The sequence below is a fragment of the Mycolicibacterium gilvum genome (assembly GCF_900454025.1).
Classification (GTDB): domain Bacteria; phylum Actinomycetota; class Actinomycetes; order Mycobacteriales; family Mycobacteriaceae; genus Mycobacterium; species Mycobacterium gilvum.
The window spans coordinates 1,111,518-1,129,928 of record NZ_UGQM01000001.1 but is presented as its reverse complement, the minus strand read 5'-3'; the positions used below and the strand labels follow the sequence as shown (position 1 = coordinate 1,129,928).

Sequence of the window (18,411 nt, the reverse complement as noted above, 5' to 3'; positions counted from 1 at the left end):
CCAAGAGAAACGCAGCAGTAATCTGGCCGAAACCCCGCCATGGTTTCCTCACAACAGACTCGGTTTCACACTAAGAGATTGCCTTGGAGGCTCCATGACGAGCATTGCCGCCCCGACGTTTCTGGTGACATCCGGCTTCTGGCAGAAGCTTCCGCAGATGTCGCTCGAGCAGTACCCGGGAACGGAAGGATTCATCGACGACGTCTACGCCAACCCGAGCGGTGTGCCGATGTCGTCGGGCTATTTCGAGTTGCGCAATACCGATGCGCCGCTGGACTATTACTACGATTACGACGAGATGAAGGTCGTCCTCGAAGGTGAGTTCCGGTTGGAGAACGTCGACACCGGCCAGGTCGAGATCGCCCGCGAGAAGGACGCGATCTTCTTCCCGAAGGGATCGCGCATCCTGTTCTCCACGCCCACCCGCGCACTGGCCTTCTACGTCGGCTACCGCTCATTCGCACCCTGACATCGCCTGTGGTGCAACGCTTCCGCGTGGCACCCGGTTCGGTCACCGCAGTCCCGGTGTTCGGCGGCGACCGGTTCGACATCGTCGACCAGTACGGACGTCAGCCCGCCGAGTTGACGGTGCTCGCCGCCGATCCCCGCGCCGTGGCCGACGCACCCCCCGACACCGCGGCGACGGTACTGCGCAGCCTAATACCCGGATCAGATGAGAACGGTTATGCGGCACAACGAATTCTGTCGCTGCTGGCCGGTCATCTCGTCGACCAGCAGGAGGCGGTCGCGACGCGACTGTTCGGGCACCACTCCCCCGCCGGGTCCCGGGCCACGTTCACCGTCGATGCCGACGCGGTCGTCCTGGTCGCCGCCCCGGCCTCGCCGATGCACCCGCACAGCGACGATCCGAATCCACCCTCGGAGGTGCGCGTCGCGGTGTACCGCGCCGACCCCGGCCGCCCCGCCACCCCGGAACTGCCGCCGCCGCTGGCCGAACCGCTGCTCGACCTGCGCATCGATGCGGAGACGGCCGCGTCGTACGAGGTGCGCGAGGGCCAGTTCATCCAGATCATCGACGTTGCCGGCCGACAGTGTTCGGACTTCCTGGCCTTCGACGCCCGTGGGCTCGCCGACGGCAGGGAGTACGGGCTCGACGCCACCACCACCCGCACCATCGGCGGTGCCGCCTACCCCCGCCCGGGCCTGTTCGGGAAGTTCTTCGACGCCCGTGCCCGCCCGCTCGTGGAGGTCGTCCGCGACACCGTCGGCCGCCACGACACCTTCGCGCTCGCCTGCACGGCCAAGTACTACGCCGACCTCGGCTATCTCGGCCACGTCAACTGCACCGACAACTTCAACGGGGCGCTGGCCCGGTTCGGGGTCGACCGCCGCCAAGGTTGGCCCGCACTGAACCTGTTCTACAACACCGCATTCGACGCGGCACACCAGCTGATATCCGACGAGCCGTGGTCGCGCGCCGGCGACTACGTGCTGTTCCGCGCCAGCGCGGACCTGGTGTGCGCGTCGTCGGCCTGCCCGGACGACATCGACCCCGCCAACGGCTGGGTGCCCACCGACATCCATGTCCGGGTCTATGACTCCTCGAGGAGGTTCTCTGTGGCGGTGGGACATCGGCTGACGCCGGATTCCGAGCCGGTGTTGACCAAATCCACCGCGTTCGCCCGGCGCACGGGAGCGCTGACCACCGACTTCACCGAATACAACGGCTACTGGCTGCCCAACAGCTACGCGAACCACGGTCCGCACGACGAGTACTGGGCGTGCCGGGAACGCGTCGCGGTGATGGACCTCTCGGCGCTGCGCAAGTTCGAGGTACTCGGACCCGACGCCGAAGCCCTGCTGCAGGCGACGCTCACCCGCGACATCCGCCGACTGTCCCGCGGCCAGGTCGTCTACTCGGCGATGTGCGGCGAGTCCGGTGGTGTGGTGGACGACTGCACAGTACTCAGGTTGGGCGACAACAACTTCCGTTTCATCGGTGGTGATCCTCACGGCGGTGTGTGGTTGCGCACGCAGGCCGAGCGACTCGGTCTTCACCAGGTGTGGATCAAGGACTCCACCGACCAGATGCACAATCTCGCCGTCCAGGGACCGGCCAGCAGAGCCGTGCTCGACGGGTTGATCTGGACACCGCCCGGGCAGCCGGCGCTGCGCGACCTCGGCTGGTTCCGTTTCCTGACAGGACGCCTCGACGGGCCGGACGGCGCACCACTGCTCGTCTCCCGGACCGGGTACACCGGTGAGTTGGGTTACGAGGTATGGGTGCATCCTGGCGACGCCGAGACGCTGTGGGACCGACTGTGGGACGCGGGGCGCCCGCACGGGTTGACGCCGTTGGGTCTCGAAGCGCTGGAGATGGTGCGCATCGAGGCGGGCCTGGTGGCCGGCGGTCACGAGTTCGACGACCAGACAGACCCTTTCGAGGCGGGCATCGGATTCACCGTGCCGCTGAAGACCAAGACCGATGATTTCGTCGGGCGGGCCGCGCTGGTCGAACGCAAGGCGCATCCGCAACGCACCCTGGTGGGCCTGCGCCTGGACAGCAACGAGACCACGGCACACGGCGACTGCGTCCACCTCGGACGCACACAGGTCGGTGTGGTCACCAGCGCCACCCGCTCGCCGCTGCTCGGTGCGAGTATCGCGTTGTGCCGCATCGCTGTTCAGCACAGCGAACCCGGTACACGAGTCGAGATCGGCAAGCTCGACGGTCACCTCAAGCGCATCCCCGCGACCGTCACCACGATCCCGTTCTACGACCCCGACAAGACCCGGCCGCGCTCATGACACCGGCCCCGCAAGCAGAGGAGAAACCCATGACCCGCATCGCAGTGATCGGCGCCGGACCGTGCGGCCTGGCCGCGCTGCACGCGTTCGAACAGGCTCGCCTCGACGGCGTCGACGTCGGCGAGGTGGTGTGCTTCGAGAAGCAGAGCGACTGGGGCGGGCTGTGGAACTACACCTGGCGCACCGGACTGGACGAACACGGTGATCCGGTGCACGGCAGCATGTATCGCTATCTGTGGTCCAACGGCCCGAAGGAGTGTCTGGAGTTCTCGGACTACACCTTCGACGAGCATTTCGGCGGTCCGATCCCGTCGTTCCCGCCGCGGGAGGTGCTCTACGACTACATCACCGGGCGGGCGAAGAAGAGCAACGTGCGCCAGTTCATCGCCTTCGACACCGCGGTGCGGCGGGTGAGCTTCGACGACCGGACCCAGATGTTCAGTCTCGCGCTGGAGTCCTGGGAGACCGGTGAGAGTGCCGTGCGCACCGAGACTTTCGACTACGTGCTCGTCGCGACGGGGCACTTCTCCACCCCGAACATGCCCGAGTATCCCGGCTTCGCGTCGTTTCCGGGCCGCATCCTGCACTCCCACGACTTCCGCGACGCGGTCGAGTTCGCCGGGAAGAACCTGCTCATCCTCGGCAGCAGCTACTCGGCCGAGGACATCGCGCTGCAGTCACGCAAGTACGGCGCGAGGTCGGTGACCATCGCCTACCGCAACGCGCCGATGGGATTCGGCTGGCCGGATGGGATCGACGAAGTGCCTGCGCTGCAGCACATCGCGGGTCGCACGGCCCACTTCGCCGACGGCACCAGCCGCGACGTCGACGCGATCATCCTGTGCACGGGCTATCAGCACCACTTCCCGTTCATCGACCCCGAATTGCGGCTGACGACCACCAACAACCTGTATCCGGCCGGGCTGTACAAGGGCGTGGTGTGGACGGCGAACCCGAAGCTGATCTACCTCGGGATGCAGGACCAGTTCTATACGTTCACCATGTTCGACGCGCAGGCGTTCGTCGCCCGCGACGTGGTGCTCGGCCGGGTGCCGCTGCCCGGTGCCGACGCGATGGCGGTGGATGTCGACGCATGGCTCGCCAGGTACGCGGCGGTCGAGGACGTCCCGGGCCAGATCGACTTCCAGACCGACTACGTGCGCGACCTGATGTCGATGACGGACTATCCGGGCTTCGACCTGGACATGGTCCGGCAGCACTTCGTCACCTGGGAACACGACAAGGAGGACAGCATCACCGGTTATCGCGACAGGTCGTTCGCGTCGCCGTGCACCGGGACCGTCGGCCCGGCGCCGCACACCACGTGGTGGGACGAACTCGACGACGGCCTGGCTCGCTTCCTGCAGCGCTGACACCCGCCAAAGAATCGCGCTGATCCGAACCCGTGAAGCGGCCCGCACAAACGGGCACTATCCCGCGGTGACCCACGCGATCAAGCTGCACTGGTTCCTTCCGACCTACGGCGACAGCCGCCACATCGTCGGCGGCGGGCACGGCACACCGGCCGGGTCTGCCCACAGCGACCGCGACGCGTCCATCGACTACCTGGCCTCGATCGTGCGGGCGGCTGAGACGTTCGGCTTCACCGGCGCCCTGGTCCCGACCGGGGCGTGGTGCGAGGACGCGTTCATCACCGCCGCGCTTCTCGCACGCGAGACGTCGACGCTGGGCTTCCTCGTCGCGTTCCGTCCCGGGCTCGTCAGCCCCACCCTGTCGGCGCAGATGGCGGCGACGTTCGCCCGCCACGCGCCGGGACGGCTTCTGCTCAACGTCGTCGTCGGCGGTGAGGCCCACGAGCAGCGCTCGTTCGGCGACCACCTCGACAAGGACGGCCGCTACGCGCGTGCCGACGAGTTCCTCGACGTGGTGCGCCGGCTGTGGGACGGGCAGACGGTGTCGCTGGACGGCGAGCACATCCGGGTCGAGAACGCGTCGCTGCCCACGGTGCCCGCTCCGGTGCCGCCGCTGTACTTCGGCGGTAGCTCGGCCGCCGCGGGGCCCGTCGCGGCGCGTCACGCCGACGTGTACCTGACCTGGGGTGAGCCCCCGGCCGCGGTTGCGAAGAAGGTGGAGTGGATCCGGCGCGCGGCGGCCGAGCAGGGCAGGCAGTTGCGGTTCGGCATCCGGCTGCACGTCATCACCCGCGACACCGCCGGTGCGGCCTGGGCCGAAGCCGACCGGCTGGTCGGCGCGCTCGACGACGAGACCGTGCGGAACGCGCAGGAAGGGTTGGGCCGGAGTCAGTCCGAGGGGCAGAGGCGGATGTCGGCGTTGCATCAGGCACACCGTGCGAACGGAAGCTGGCACGACGCCCGCACGTTGGAGGTGGCGCCCAACCTGTGGGCGGGGGTGGGTCTGGTGCGCGGCGGCGCCGGCACCGCGTTGGTGGGCAGCCACAGCGAGGTCGCCGATCGCATCGCCGAGTACGCGGAGGTCGGTATCGACGAGTTCATCTTCTCCGGCTACCCGCACCTCGAGGAGCTGTACTGGCTCGGCGAAGGAGTGGTGCCGCTGCTGCGCGAGCGTGGGCTGTTCGAGGCGGGCCCGAAACAGGCTGCGTCGGCGTCCATCCCGTTCGTCGGAGGGACGGGACGCGGCCGGATCTAGCAGGCGACCCCGGCGAAGATCGCGCCGGCGATCAGCGCGATGACCAGCGCGATGGTCGGCATTCCGGAGAACAGCGCCACCGCGACGCCGGCGATCGCGCCGACCAGGATCATCAGCATCAACAGCGCCAGCATCCAGTTGACCTGCCCGGAGGCATGGGCCGAACGGGGAGAATCGACGGCCTGCGGCATCATCGCACCGTCACCGATTCCAACCATGACACGTCCTCTCTGTGATGACGACCACAATATAACCCGGCCATGATGTGAATCACATCATTGGCGTCGAGTTTGTGATCTATCCGTCAATTTCGAAAGCTCAACTAACAGAACTGATTAGCGCGCCTAACCGCGATATCGGCATTGGTACGTTGGCGTCGGTGAGGGTGGCGGTGCCTGCCGTGGCGGCGGCGATGACAGCGGTGCTGGTGCAGTGCGCACCGGCATCGAGTCCTGCCCCACCGCCGCCGGAACCCCCGCCGCCCCCTGTCCGACAACTCCCGCCGGAGACGTTCCGCACCGTCGCGCCGCCGCCACCCCCGCCCACCGAGATCCGTCCCGTCACCGCCGCCGAGCTCGGCGCGACGTGGCGGCCCGGCTGTCCCGCGGGGCCGGAGGAACTGCGGCTCGTCGAGCTCGACCACTGGGGCTTCGACGGGCAGACCCACCGCGGCCGGCTCGTCGTCCACCGGGATGTGGCCGAGGCCGTGGTCGACGTGTTCGCCCGATTGCTGGAGATGCGCTACCCGATCGAGAAGATGCGCACCGTCGAGAACTATCCCGGCGCCGACGACGAGCTGTCGATGCGCGACAACAACACCTCGGCGTTCAACTGCCGTGGCATCCCGGGGTCGGACAGCTGGTCGTTGCACGCCTACGGCCGCGCGATCGACGTCAACCCGAAGCTGAACCCGTACGTCCCGCGCAGCGGCGTCCACGAACCCGCGAACGCCGGGCCGTGGGTCGACCGCAGCCGCTCCGAACCCGGCATGCTGCACGACGGCGACGCCGCGGTGCTCGCCTTCACCGACCGCGGGTGGCGGTGGGGCGGTCACTGGCGATCTCCGCTGGATTACCAGCATTTCGAAATCGGCTGAGTGCCCCGGTGTAGACACAACGAATTTCGTACGTGAACCCCACAGGGCTGTTTTCCGTGTCGTAAATTAAGGCGCTTCCTTCTCGGACCGGAGACTCCGCTGCTTCACCGAATCGCTCTGTGGGCCATTGCCGCGCCCCGCCGCATCCTCGCGGCGGCGGCGGTGCTGACGGTCGCCCTGGGTGTGTTCGGCATTCCGGTCGCCCAGAGCCTGTCGCCCAGTGGCTTCTCCGACCCGGGTTCGCAGTCCGCCCACGCCGCGGCGTTGCTCACCGACACGTTCGGCCAGGGCGACGTGCAGATGCTCATCGTGGTGTCTTCGCCTGACGGGATCGACGATCCGCGGGTGCGCGACGTCGGCACCGACATCGTCGACCTCCTCACCGCCGACCCGCACGTCGCCGAGGTGTCGTCTCCGTGGACGTCCCCGCCCGGCGCCGCCGCCGACCTGGTGAGCCGTGACCGCACCGCAGGGCTGGTGGTCGCGGGGATCACCGGCGACGAGGCCGAACAGCAGACCTACGCCAAGGACATCTCGGACCGGGTCACCCGTGACCGGGACGGCATCACCGTGCGCACCGGCGGCACCGCGATGGTCAACGTCCAGATCACCGAGCAGTCCCAGCGCGACCTGCTGATGATGGAGGGCCTGGCCATCCCGTTGAGCTTCCTGGTCCTGGTATGGGTCTTCGGCGGCCTGGTCGCGGCCGCGCTGCCGGTCGCGATCGGCGGCATGGCGATCGTCGGGGCGCTGGCGGTGTTGCGGCTGGTCACGTTCACGACCGACGTGTCGATCTTCGCGCTGAACCTGGCCACCGCGATGGGGCTGGCGTTGGCCATCGACTACACGCTGCTGATCCTGTCGCGCTATCGCGACGAGCTGGCCGCGGGCGCGTCCCGCCCCGACGCCATCGCCCGCACCATGGCGACGGCCGGGCGCACCGTGATCTTCTCGGCGACGACGGTGGCGCTGTCGATGGCGGTGATGGTGCTGTTCCCGATGCACTTCCTGAAATCGTTCGCCTACGCCGGCGTGGCCACCGTCGCGTTCGCGGCCGCGGCGGCGGTGATCGTCACCCCCGCGGCGCTCGCGCTGCTCGGCGACCGGCTGGATTCGCTGGACGTGCACCGGCTCGCGCGGCGCGTCCTACGGCGTCCCGAACCGGTGCCGGTACCCGTCGAGCAACGGTTCTGGTACCGGTGTGCGACGACGGTGATGCGGCGGGCGCTGCCGCTCGGGACGGTGGTCGTCGTGCTGCTGCTCGTGCTGGGCGCGCCGTTCCTCGGGGTCAAGTGGGGTTTCCCCGACGAACGTGTGCTGCCGCGGTCGGCGTCGGCGCACCAGGTGGGTGACCAGCTGCGCACCGAGTTCGCCGACAACACCGATACCGGGGTGGCGGTCGTCGTGCCCGACAGCGCCGGCCTGAGCCCGGCCGACCTGTCGGCCTACGCGGCCGCACTCTCCCAGGTGCCCGACGTGCCCGCGGTCTCCGCACCGACGGGGACGTTCGTCGACGGCGCGCAGGCCGGGCCCCCGTCGGCGCCCGCCGGGGAACGCGACGGCAGCACGTTCCTGACGGTGACGAGCACGGCGCCGTTGTTCTCCGACGCGTCCGAGACGCAGCTGGATCGTCTGCACGAGGTACCGGGCCCGGGCGGCCGGGACGTCCAGATGACCGGCACCGCCCAGATCAACCGCGACAGCGTCGACGCGATCACCTCCCGGCTGCCGCTGGTGCTCGGCCTTATCGCCATCATCATGTTCGCGCTGCTGTTCCTGCTCACCGGCAGCGTGGTGGTGCCTCTGAAAGCGCTTGTGCTGAACATGCTTTCGTTGACCGCCGCGTTCGGCGCGCTGGTGTGGATCTTTCAGGACGGTCACCTGTCCGGGCTCGGGACCACCCCGACCGGCACACTCGTGGCGAACATGCCGGTGTTGTTGTTCTGCATCGCGTTCGGGCTGTCGATGGATTACGAGGTGTTCCTCGTGTCGCGCATCCGCGAGTTCCGACTGCAGGGTCACGGTAACGACGAGTCGGTCGCACTCGGTATCGCCCACACCGGCCGCGTCATCACCGCGGCGGCGCTGATCATGTCGATCTCGTTCGCGGCGCTGATCGCCGCGAACGTGTCGTTCATGCGCATGTTCGGCCTCGGCCTCACACTCGCGGTCCTGGTCGACGCCACCCTGGTCCGGATGGTGCTGGTGCCGGCGTTCATGCACCTGATGGGCGGCGTGAACTGGTGGGCGCCACGCTTTCTCACCCGGATCCACCGGCGCCTCGGCTTCAGCGATGACCCGCCGACACACCAGCGCGCACACCCCACCGAGCAGACAGAGCAGGTCCCGTCATGACCGACGTGCACACCCCCGTCAGCGTGATCGCAGGCGTCCAGGGCGCCCTGCCACCGCACCGCTACAGCCAGGCCGAGGTCACCGACGCGTTCCTTGCCGCACCCGCTTTCGCCGAGGTCGGCGATCTGCTGCGCAGCCTCCACACGAACGCCAAGGTCGACGCCCGCCATCTGGTGTTACCGCTGGAGCAGTACCCCGATCTGCTCGACTTCGGGGACGCCAACGACCTCTACATCCACCATGCGGTCGAGCTCGGCTGTCAGGCGTTGACCGCCGCGTTGGATGAGGCGGGCCTGGCACCCTCCGATCTCGACGTGATCATGTCCACCACGGTGACCGGCATCGCGGTGCCCTCCCTGGACGCCCGCATCGCGGCGAAGCTGGGCCTGCGGCCCGACGTGCGCCGGGTCCCGCTGTTCGGCCTGGGCTGCGTGGCCGGCGCGGCGGGCATCGCCCGCATGCACGACTACCTGCGCGGGGCGCCGGGACACGTCGCCGCGTTGATCTCGGTCGAGTTGTGCTCGCTGACCCGCCCGGCGCTCGCGCCGACCATCGGCAGCCTGGTGGGCAGCGCGCTGTTCGGCGACGGTGCCGCAGCGGTGGTCGCGGTCGGCGAAGAGCGGGCCGGGCATATCCGGGCCTCGGGTCCCGACGTGCTCGATTCGCGCAGCAGGATGTACCCCGATTCGCTCGACATCATGGGATGGTCGGTGAATCACAACGGTTTTCAGCTCGTCCTGTCCCCGGAGCTGCCCGCGCTCATCGAGCGCTACCTGCCCGACGACATGGCCGGTTTCCTCGGTGAGCACGATCTCGGTATCGGCGACATCGCCACGTGGGTCTCACATCCGGGCGGCCCCAAAGTGCTGGAGGCGATCGCGTCGGCGCTCGATCTGCCCGACGACGCCCTCGAATTGTCGTGGCGCTCACTGGCCGAGATCGGCAACCTGTCCTCGTCGTCGGTGCTGCACATTCTGCGCGACACGATCGCCAAGAAACCCCCGGCCGCCACCCCCGGCCTCCTGATGGCGATGGGTCCGGGCTTCTGCTCCGAGCTCGTCCTGCTGCGTTGGCACTGAGAGGACGACCCCGTGTTCGCCTACACCCTGCTGATCGCCGCCGTCGCGGTGGAGCGCCTCGCCGAACTCGTCGTCTCACAACGAAATCTGAAGTGGAGCAAGGCCCGCGGCGGCGTCGAGTTCGGCGCCGGGCACTATCCCGTCATGGTGGTGCTGCATACCGCGCTTCTGGTGGGATGCCTCGTCGAGGCGTCGCACCGCGAGTTCATCCCGGCGCTCGGCTGGACGATGTTCGCGGTCGCGATCGCCGCCCAGGCGTTGCGCTGGTGGTGCATCACGACGCTGGGGCCGCAATGGAATACGCGCGTGGTGGTCGTCCCGAACGCCGGGCGCGTGACCGGCGGGCCGTACCGGTTCATGTCGCACCCGAACTACGTCGCGGTGGTCGTCGAGGGCATCGCGCTGCCGCTGGTGCACACCGCGTGGATCACCGCGCTGGTGTTCACGGTCCTCAATGCCGCACTGCTGTGGACCCGGATCTCGGTGGAGAACAAGGCCCTTCGCACCCTGACAGCCGCCCGGTGATCGACCTGGTGGTGGCCGGAGGGGGGCCCGCGGGTCTGGCCACCGCCATCCACGCGGCGCGGGCGGGGCTGGAGACCGTCGTCATCGAGCAGCGCACCGGACCGATCGACAAGGCCTGCGGCGAGGGACTGATGCCCCACGCGGTGCGCCAGCTCGCGCTTCTCGGCGCGCAGCCCGCCGGTATCGCGTTTCGCGGCATCTCCTACTTCGATGCCGACCACGCCGTCACCGCGCTCTTCGATTCCGGCCACGGGCTCGGGGTGCGCCGCAAGACCCTGCACGCGGCGCTGCTGACCGAAGCGGACAGGGCCGGGGTGAAGCTGGTGCACGCGAAGGCCGGGCCGCTCACCCAGGATGCGGACTCGGTCAGCGTCAACGGCTTTCGTGCCCGCTATCTGGCCGCGGCGGACGGACTGCACTCCCCGATCCGGGCCCGCCTCGGCCTGGAGCTGCCGACGGCGGGGACGAAGCGCTGGGGGCTCAAACGCCACATCGCGGTGGCCCCATGGAGTGACATGGTCGAGGTGTACTGGTCGGACGACCCCGGCTCCGGCGAGGCCTATGTGACGCCGGTGGCGCCCGACTGCGTCGGCATCGCGCTGCTGACGTCGCGGCAGGGCGGCTTCGACGAGCACATGGCGGCGTTCCCGGAGTTGCGCGACCGCATCGCGGGTTTCGCCCACGAACCGGACCGCGCCGCGGGGCCGTTGCGCCAGCGGGTGCGCCGCCGTGTCGCGGGCCGCGTGCTGCTGGTCGGTGACGCCGCCGGCTACGTCGACGCGCTCACCGGAGAGGGTCTGGGCCTGGCGTTCGCGGCGGCACGTCTGCTCGTCGACAGCGTGGCCGCCGACCGGCCCGGCGACTACGAGGCGCGGTGGCGCCGGGCGACGCGGCGGTACCGGGTGATGACGGCCGGTGTGCTGCGCGCGGGGACCTCGCCGCTGCGGTCAGTCATCGTGCCGGCCGCCTGCCGCCTCCCGCGGGTGTTTCGCGGTGTGGTGAACCTGCTCGCCGAGTAAAACGACGCCGTCCCTGAGCGCGGCGCCGTCCCTGAGCGCGGTGTCGTCGCCGTAGATCGAGATCGCGTTGCGTCCCCTCGACTTGGCGACGTAGAGGGCCTTGTCGGCGCGGTCGAGCAGTTCGGCGACGACCGCCTCGGCGTCGGAGTCGGTGGTGTGCCAGGGCCGCAGTGTCGCGACGCCGACGCTGATCGTGACCATTCCCGAGTCCGTCCCGAGGTGCGGGATCCTCAGCGCGCGGATCGCCGCGGCCAGCCCGTCGGCGAACTCCTGTGGCGCGTCACAGCCGACCAGCACGACGGCGAATTCCTCGCCGCCGTAACGGGCGGCCACACAGACGCTGTCGTCGGCCAGGTGCGCGAGCACGTCGGCGACCCGGCGCAGACACTCGTCCCCGGCCTGATGCCCGTAGAGATCGTTGAACGACTTGAAGTGGTCCAGGTCGATGAACAGCGCGGTGACCTGTTCGCCGGCGGCGCGGGCGCGCGACCACAGGTCGGCGGCGTGCTGGGCGAGGCCGCGCCGGTTGGCCAGCCCGGTCAGCGGGTCGGTGTTCGCCATGTCGGTCAGCGACTCCTGCACTTCGCGTTCCAGCGTCACGTCGCGCAGCACCGCGACGGTCAACCCGTCCTCGGTGCGCCGGCTGTGCACGACGTACCACCCCCATGTCCCGTCGCTCTTGCGGATCCGGAACGGGTCCGACGGTCCGGGCCCGCTGATCTTCGGGAAGTCGGCGCGGCTGGCCCGGTCGTCGGGGTGGACCTGATCCAGCCATGCCTCCTTGGTGAGCGGGCCGTCGGGGAGGCTGAGGATCTCGTGGCCTGGCGAGGCCCTGCGCAGCACGTTGCCCTCGGCGTCGACCAGGATCACGACGTCACCGGTCAGCTCGGCGACCAGTTCGTAGGCTTTGTAGCTCGCGTTGTCGAGCGCGGCGAGCCGCGTGCGGTCCTCGAGCGCGGCCGCGACCATGACGACCATCGTGAACGCGCCGAGCACGAAGACCTGAGCCGAGATCATGGCCTGCCCGGGGGTGGGCAGCGACGCGGCGAACGGTCCGTATCCGGCGAAGGTGGCGCCGAGGACGGTCGCCGGGCCGACGATCATGGCGGCGAACGCCCCGGCGATCCCGGACCGGATCAGCACCGCCATCGACGGCAGGCCGCTGAGGAACATCAGGACGAAACTGGACTCGGTGATCGCGGCGGCGCACAGCCCGGCGGTCAGCGCGGTCATCGCGGCGAACCACAGCACCTCGCGTCTGCTGTGACCCCGCCGCAGGTAGTGGTCCCACCGCAGCATCAGCGGTACGAGGAACGCGATGCCGACGGCCTCGCTGAGGTACCACGCCATCGCCGCATTCAGCAGCTCCGACCCGGTGGTGCCGACCTCGCCGTTGAGCACCAGGCTGGCGACACCGAGGGGAGCGCCCGCCAGCGGCGCCGCCGACGCGAGCACGAGGAACCGCAGCCAGCTGCGCAGCGAATCGCTGCGGCCGCGCACCCAGTCCTGATCGCGGTGCAGCAGCAGCGCCGCGGCCACGACCGTCGTCATCGTCGCCAGGAGGCCGAGCTCGGGTGCGAAGTCCAGCACGAGCCGGGCCGGGATGATCTGGACCGCCGCGAACGACGCCAGATACACCGGCCACTGGCGTCGCGGCGAGGTCAGCAGCGCGACCAGTTGCGGCGCGATGGCCGGCCACGCCATCGCGTAGGACCAGCTGTCGGCATGCACGAGGCCGCGGACCACGAAGCACACCACGCCGACGGCCAGCGTCCAGGCGAGCAGTCGGGACAGCGGCGGCATCCAGTCGGCGTCGGACGGGCGCACCGTTTCCCCGTGGTCCCCACCCGTCGCCATTCGGACAGTCAACCCCGTCAATATTGTCGTGGCAACCAGGCCGCGCCGACGAAGGCATCGCGCCGTTCACATACCGGACCCCGGCGTGAAACGCGCGGACGTCAGAATGACCCGTCCGATGCCTTTCGACCGCTGCCCCACGCAGGAGAGCCCGTGACCGATCTCGCGAATCCCACCTCCGGTGAATCCCTTGGGGTGAACGGTTCGGCGGTGGGACCGACGGGGCAGACCCGGTCGGGGATGAGCGCCGACGCGCTGCGCGCCGCGGTCCGCGATCACCTGGTGTACTCGATCGCCCGGCCGGCTGCCGTGCTGACGCCGGAGCACTACTACCGCGCACTGTCGCTGGCGGTGCGCGACCGGATGCAGAAGCGGTGGATGGCCACGACGCAGGACTGGCTGGATCTGTCGGCGAAGGTGACCTGTTACCTGTCGGCGGAATTCCTGATGGGTCCGCAGCTGGGCAACAACCTGCTCAACCTCGGCATCGAGAAGCAGGCGCGGGAGGCCCTCTCCGATCTGGGCCAGGACCTCGACGAGGTGCTGGCGTGCGAAGGCGAGCCGGGCCTGGGCAACGGCGGCCTCGGTCGGCTCGCCGCGTGCTACCTCGACTCGCTGGCCACCCACGAGCGTCCGTCGATCGGCTACGGCATCCGCTACGAGTTCGGCATCTTCCGCCAGGAGATCAGCGACGGCTGGCAGGTGGAGAAGACCGACAACTGGCTGGTGCGCGGCAACCCGTGGGAGATCGACAAGCCCGACGCGAGCTACGTCGTGAACTGGGGCGGCCACACCGAGCAGTACGAGGACGTGACCGGCAGGCTGCGGGTGCGGTGGGTGCCGCAGCGCGTGCTGCAGGGGGTCTCCTACGACACGCCGGTGCAGGGTTACGGCGTCAACACGTGCAACACGCTGACGTTGTGGAGCGCGCGGGCGGTCGAGTCGTTCGCGCTCGAGGCGTTCAACACCGGCGACTTCTACAAGGCGGTCGACGAGGAGGTCGTCTCCGAGACGGTGTCCAAGGTGCTCTATCCCAACGACGAGCCGGAGGCGGGCAAGCGGCTGCGACTGCTGCAGCAGTACTTCTTCGTCACGTGCTCGCTGCAGGACATCCTCTCGATCCATCTGAAGCGGGCGCATCTGCCGCTGCACCGGCTGCCCGACAAGTGGGCGATCCAGCTCAACGACACCCACCCGTCGATCGCGGTGGCCGAGCTGATGCGGCTGCTGATCGACGAGCACCACCTGGCGTGGGACGACGCGTGGGATCTGACGGTGCGCACGTTCGGCTACACCAACCACACGCTGCTGCCCGAGGCGCTGGAGACGTGGCCGCTGCGGATCTTCGGCGAGGCGCTGCCGCGGCATCTGGAGTTGATCTACGAGATCAACGACCGTTTCCTCGACGAGGTGCGGGCCCGCTTCCCCGGGGACGAGGAGCGGGTGAGTCGGATGTCGCTGATCGGTGAGGACGGCGGCAAGAGCGTGCGGATGGCCCATCTGGCGACGGTCGGCAGCCACGCGGTCAACGGGGTGGCGGCGCTGCACTCGGAGTTGCTCAAGCAGAGCGTGCTCAAGGATTTCTACGAGATGTGGCCGGAGCGGTTCGGCAATGTCACTAACGGCGTGACGCCGCGACGGTTCCTGGCGCTGTCCAACCCGGGCCTGCGCGCGCTGATCGACGACACCATCGGCCCCGGGTGGCTGACCGATCTGGAGCGTCTGCACGGCCTGGAGTCCTTCGTCGACGATCCGGCGTTCCGGTTGCGCTGGCGGGAGGTCAAGCGGGCCAACAAGTCCCGGCTGGCCGAGTACGTGCATTCGATCACCGGCATCGAGCTGGACCCGACATGGATGTTCGATGTGCAGGTCAAACGGATCCACGAGTACAAACGTCAGCACCTGATGGTGCTGCACATCATCGCGCTGTATCAGCGGCTGAAGAACAACCCGGGGCTGACGATCCCTCCGCGGGCGTTCATCTTCGGTGGCAAGGCCGCGCCGGGCTATTTCATGGCCAAGCGCATCATCAAATTGATCACGGCGGTCGGGGACACCATCAACGCCGACCCCGAGGTGAACCGCTGTATGAAGCTGGTGTTCCTGCCGAACTTCAACGTCAAGAACGCCCATCTGGTGTATCCGGCGGCGAACCTGTCGGAGCAGATCTCGACGGCGGGCAAGGAGGCCTCGGGCACCGGGAACATGAAGTTCATGATCAACGGCGCGGTGACGATCGGGACGCTCGACGGCGCCAACGTCGAGATCCGCCAGGAGGCGGGCGCGGAGAACTTCTTCCTGTTCGGTCTCACCGAGAGTCAGGTCGAGAAGGTCAAGGCGGACGGCTACCGGCCGTTGAGCCATGTCGAGAACGACGCCGAGCTCGCCGGGGTCCTGGAGTTGATCGCCAACGGCGAGTTCACCCACGGCGACACGGAGGTGCTGCGGCCGGTCGTCGACAACCTGGTGCACCACGACCCGTTCCTGGTGCTGGCCGATTACCGCTCCTACGTCGACTGCCAGGACGAGGTGTCGCGCGCGTGGCTGGATCGCGACGCGTGGTCGCGGATGTCGATCCGTAACACCGCCCGCAGCGGCAAGTTCTCGTCCGACCGCGCGATCAGGGAGTACTGCGACGAGATCTGGGGTGTGCGCCCGATGTCGGTCGACCTCGAGTGATTTCGGTGTAGTTCGTCAATGTCAGGTTGACCAACTACACCGAAATCACTTCTCGCCGGGCTCCTCGGTGCGGCCGCGGCCGGTGAACCGACCCAGGGTCGAGACTCCCGGCACCGACGACACCGCCCGGTAGACGTCGTTGCCGGTCGCGACGAGCGCTTCCAGTTGGGGCAGCAGCGCGTCCATGGTCCGCAGCATCGGCGAGGCCAGCGCGAGATACCGCTCCATCCGGTCGACCGCCACGTTCAACCGTTCGGTGGCGACGGCCAGGTTCTCGATCAGGTCGGGCACTTCGGCCACGAGTTTGAGCGACGCGGGCGGGATCCGCAGCGCGCTGGTCGCGGCGGCCTGAGCGGCCTCGGCGGCTTCCTGCGCGGCGGCCATGATGTCGCCGGGTTTGGGCACTTTCTGTTTCGCCATGGGTCAACGATGACGCACGATCGGCACTTGCGCGGGCTCTCGGCGCGGTCCGGTCGAAAACCGTTGGCGGGCAGTGACGTCTCCGTGTCACGCTCGCAATGTGCTCGCAACCTTCGTCGCCGACGGATTCCTCCGGCTCCCCCGCGCAGTGCCGCGTCATGTCGCCGACGCCGCACGCGCAGCGCTGTGGACCCGACTCGGCGTCCCGGCGGATCGCGCGGCGTGGACCGAGCCGGTGCGCTGGACGGCGGACCTGACGGGCGAGGGTCCGTTCGGCGAGATCTGCGGCAGTCCCGCACTGGCCGCGGCGCTGGACCACATCTGCGGTGAGGGCACGTGGGTGCGCCCGGGGGCGCTGGGCAACATCCCGGTGCGCTTCCCGGTGTCACCGCCGGCCGACGACCGCGGCTGGCACGTCGATCTGAACACCCCGCTGCCCGACGGTTCGTGGGCGGTCAGCCGACGGCCGCACACGGTGCTGCTCCTGACACTGCTCTCGGAGGTGACCCGTGACGACGCCCCGACACGGATCCGGGCGGGTTCGCACCGCGATGCCGCCGCGGTCCTCGGTGACGGGCATCTCGACGCGGTCGAGGCGGGCACGCTGGTCGATGAGGTGAGCAGGGCCCGGCCGGTGCGGTACGCGACCGGGGAGCCCGGCGACATGTACCTCGTGCACCCGTTGACCGTGCACGCCGCCGACGAGCATCGGGGCTCGACACCGCGATTCATGGCCCAGACGCCTGTGCTGCTGCGCGATGCCGGCCGCGTCCACCGGGCAACGTCTCGATAACAACGCGGTCACCGCCGCGCGCGCCCCCGTACGGTCGCGCGTCGGGCTTGTAACTTCGCGCGCGTGACGTTCTTCGCGCGCATCGCCGTCGCGGTGCTCCTGGCCGCCGGACTGCTGACGGTGGCCCCGTCGCCGCAGGCCGCGGCATTCTCGCGACCCGGCCTGCCGATCGAGCAACTCGACGTGCCGTCGCCGTCGATGGGCCGCACCATCCGCGTCGAATTCCAGGGCGGCGGACCGCATTCGGTGTTGCTGCTCGACGGTCTGCGCGCGCAGGACGATTTCAACGGCTGGGACATCAACACCTCGGCCTTCGAGTGGTTCTACGAGTCCGGCGTCTCGGTGATCATGCCCGTCGGCGGGCAGTCGAGTTTCTACGCCGACTGGTACCGGCCGGCCAGGAACAACAACGGGACCCTGACCTACAAGTGGGAGACGTTCCTGACCAACGAGCTGCCGACGTGGCTGGCGACCCACCGCGGCCAGGACCCGTTCGGCAACGCCGTTGTGGGCCTGTCGATGTCGGGCAGCGCCGCGCTCACACTCGCGGCGTGGTACCCGCGTCAGTACAAGTTCGCGGCGTCGCTGTCGGGGTATCTCGCGCCGTCGCAGAAGTTCTGGCCGTCGCTGATCGACATCGCGATGCAGGACGCGGGCGGTTTCGACTCGTTCGACATGTGGGGTAAGCCGGGTTCGCCGGCGTGGCTGCGCGCCGACCCGATGCTCAACATCAACCGGCTGGTGGCCAACCGCACCGCGCTGTGGGTGTACTGCGGCAACGGGGTCGCCTCCGACCTCGACACCGGGACGGACCTGGGCGTCAACATCAGCGCCGGTTCGCTGGAGACCATCACGATCGCGACCAACAAGGAGTTCCGCGACAAGTACCTCGCCGCGGGCGGACGCAACGCGATCTTCAACTTCCCGCCCAACGGCACCCACAGCTGGGGGTACTGGGGTGCGCAGTTGCAGGCGATGAAGCCCGACATCGTCCGGCTGCTCAATCCCCCGCCGCCCCCGCCGCCCGCGCCCCTGCCGCCGGGCGCACCGCTGCCGCCGGGCGCACCCCTGCCGCCGCCGCCCGCTCCGCCCGCTCCGCGCTGACCCGGCCCCCTTTCCCGCGAGCAGACGCATACTCGTGCGTGTCGCGGGCGCGTCGTGCGATTTCGCGTCTGCTCGCGACCGGAACGC

At 69.0% G+C, this 18,411-nt stretch carries 15 protein-coding genes; 12 read left to right on the top strand and 3 right to left on the bottom strand.

Features of this window, described 5'->3' with window-relative positions:
- The first annotated feature begins 94 nt into the window (after window positions 1-94).
- The 4 genes from DYE23_RS05275 (at window position 95) to DYE23_RS05260 (ending at window position 5,397) form a co-directional block, all read left to right on the top strand.
- The gene (locus DYE23_RS05275; protein ID WP_011895955.1) at window positions 95-469 is read left to right on the top strand and encodes a cupin domain-containing protein; all 375 of its coding nucleotides are present in this window, start codon (window positions 95-97) and stop codon (window positions 467-469) included.
- Between the two features lie 11 nt (window positions 470-480).
- Window positions 481-2,769: a trimethylamine N-oxide demethylase gene (locus DYE23_RS05270; protein ID WP_443678368.1), complete on the top strand. Its 2,289-nt coding sequence runs from the start codon at window positions 481-483 to the stop codon at window positions 2,767-2,769.
- Window positions 2,770-2,798: 29 nt separating this feature from the next.
- Window positions 2,799-4,142 carry a trimethylamine monooxygenase gene (locus DYE23_RS05265; protein ID WP_115326699.1) on the top strand — a complete coding sequence of 448 codons (1,344 nt, stop codon included), beginning with the start codon at window positions 2,799-2,801 and terminating at the stop codon, window positions 4,140-4,142.
- Between the two features lie 67 nt (window positions 4,143-4,209).
- A complete protein-coding gene (locus DYE23_RS05260) occupies window positions 4,210-5,397 on the top strand; it encodes an LLM class flavin-dependent oxidoreductase (RefSeq protein ID WP_172527711.1) in 1,188 nt (395 codons plus the stop codon).
- Here DYE23_RS05260 and DYE23_RS05255 read toward each other — a convergent pair.
- On the bottom strand, window positions 5,394-5,615 hold the full coding sequence (locus DYE23_RS05255; RefSeq protein ID WP_013472765.1) for a hypothetical protein: 222 nt from the start codon (window positions 5,613-5,615) through the stop codon (window positions 5,394-5,396). The two genes, DYE23_RS05260 and DYE23_RS05255, sit on opposite strands and share 4 nt — an antisense overlap.
- Before the next feature lie 194 nt (window positions 5,616-5,809).
- On the opposite strand from DYE23_RS05255, the gene DYE23_RS05250 reads away from it, so the two are divergent.
- The 5 genes from DYE23_RS05250 (at window position 5,810) to DYE23_RS05230 (ending at window position 11,471) form a co-directional block, all read left to right on the top strand.
- Window positions 5,810-6,493 carry a M15 family metallopeptidase gene (locus tag DYE23_RS05250; RefSeq protein WP_041788843.1) on the top strand — a complete coding sequence of 228 codons (684 nt, stop codon included), beginning with the start codon at window positions 5,810-5,812 and terminating at the stop codon, window positions 6,491-6,493.
- 99 nt (window positions 6,494-6,592) lie between these two features.
- Entirely contained in the window at window positions 6,593-8,848 is a 2,256-nt protein-coding gene (locus tag DYE23_RS05245; RefSeq protein WP_115326698.1) for an MMPL family transporter, read from the top strand.
- Entirely contained in the window at window positions 8,845-9,927 is a 1,083-nt protein-coding gene (locus tag DYE23_RS05240) for a type III polyketide synthase (protein ID WP_013472768.1), read from the top strand. The genes DYE23_RS05245 and DYE23_RS05240 overlap by 4 nt, the downstream gene beginning before the upstream one ends.
- Before the next feature lie 12 nt (window positions 9,928-9,939).
- The gene (locus DYE23_RS05235; RefSeq protein ID WP_011895963.1) at window positions 9,940-10,452 is read left to right on the top strand and encodes an isoprenylcysteine carboxyl methyltransferase family protein; all 513 of its coding nucleotides are present in this window, start codon (window positions 9,940-9,942) and stop codon (window positions 10,450-10,452) included.
- A complete protein-coding gene (locus DYE23_RS05230) occupies window positions 10,449-11,471 on the top strand; it encodes an NAD(P)/FAD-dependent oxidoreductase (RefSeq protein ID WP_099962530.1) in 1,023 nt (340 codons plus the stop codon). The genes DYE23_RS05235 and DYE23_RS05230 overlap by 4 nt, the downstream gene beginning before the upstream one ends.
- On the opposite strand, the gene DYE23_RS05225 is transcribed toward DYE23_RS05230, so the two are convergent.
- Entirely contained in the window at window positions 11,400-13,328 is a 1,929-nt protein-coding gene (locus tag DYE23_RS05225; protein ID WP_099962529.1) for a sensor domain-containing diguanylate cyclase, read from the bottom strand. The genes DYE23_RS05230 and DYE23_RS05225 overlap by 72 nt on opposite strands.
- Window positions 13,329-13,481: 153 nt before the next feature.
- On the opposite strand from DYE23_RS05225, the gene DYE23_RS05220 reads away from it, so the two are divergent.
- Entirely contained in the window at window positions 13,482-16,007 is a 2,526-nt protein-coding gene (locus tag DYE23_RS05220; RefSeq protein WP_115326697.1) for a glycogen/starch/alpha-glucan phosphorylase, read from the top strand.
- A gap of 45 nt (window positions 16,008-16,052) precedes the next feature.
- On the opposite strand, the gene DYE23_RS05215 is transcribed toward DYE23_RS05220, so the two are convergent.
- Window positions 16,053-16,427 (bottom strand): hypothetical protein, encoded by a 375-nt coding sequence (locus DYE23_RS05215; RefSeq protein ID WP_011895967.1) that lies wholly within the window; start codon window positions 16,425-16,427, stop codon window positions 16,053-16,055.
- A 100-nt stretch (window positions 16,428-16,527) separates the two neighbouring features.
- On the opposite strand from DYE23_RS05215, the gene DYE23_RS05210 reads away from it, so the two are divergent.
- Together DYE23_RS05210 and DYE23_RS05205 are read left to right on the top strand one after the other, a co-directional pair.
- Window positions 16,528-17,220 (top strand): phytanoyl-CoA dioxygenase family protein, encoded by a 693-nt coding sequence (locus DYE23_RS05210; RefSeq protein WP_115326696.1) that lies wholly within the window; start codon window positions 16,528-16,530, stop codon window positions 17,218-17,220.
- 63 nt (window positions 17,221-17,283) lie between these two features.
- Window positions 17,284-18,324 carry an esterase family protein gene (locus DYE23_RS05205; RefSeq protein ID WP_013472772.1) on the top strand — a complete coding sequence of 347 codons (1,041 nt, stop codon included), beginning with the start codon at window positions 17,284-17,286 and terminating at the stop codon, window positions 18,322-18,324.
- The last annotated feature ends 87 nt before the right edge of the window (window positions 18,325-18,411 follow it).

Bases quoted from the DNA above. Each gene is read 5' to 3' on its own strand.
- DYE23_RS05275 (WP_011895955.1), top strand. From the start codon at position 95: ATGACGAGCATTGCCGCCCCGACGTTTCTGGTGACATCCGGCTTCTGG.
- DYE23_RS05265 (WP_115326699.1), top strand. From the start codon at position 2,799: ATGACCCGCATCGCAGTGATCGGCGCCGGACCGTGCGGCCTGGCCGCG.
- DYE23_RS05255 (WP_013472765.1), bottom strand. From the start codon at position 5,615: ATGGTTGGAATCGGTGACGGTGCGATGATGCCGCAGGCCGTCGATTCT.
- DYE23_RS05250 (WP_041788843.1), top strand. From the start codon at position 5,810: ATGACAGCGGTGCTGGTGCAGTGCGCACCGGCATCGAGTCCTGCCCCA.
- DYE23_RS05240 (WP_013472768.1), top strand. From the start codon at position 8,845: ATGACCGACGTGCACACCCCCGTCAGCGTGATCGCAGGCGTCCAGGGC.
- DYE23_RS05225 (WP_099962529.1), bottom strand. From the start codon at position 13,328: ATGGCGACGGGTGGGGACCACGGGGAAACGGTGCGCCCGTCCGACGCC.
- DYE23_RS05215 (WP_011895967.1), bottom strand. From the start codon at position 16,427: ATGGCGAAACAGAAAGTGCCCAAACCCGGCGACATCATGGCCGCCGCG.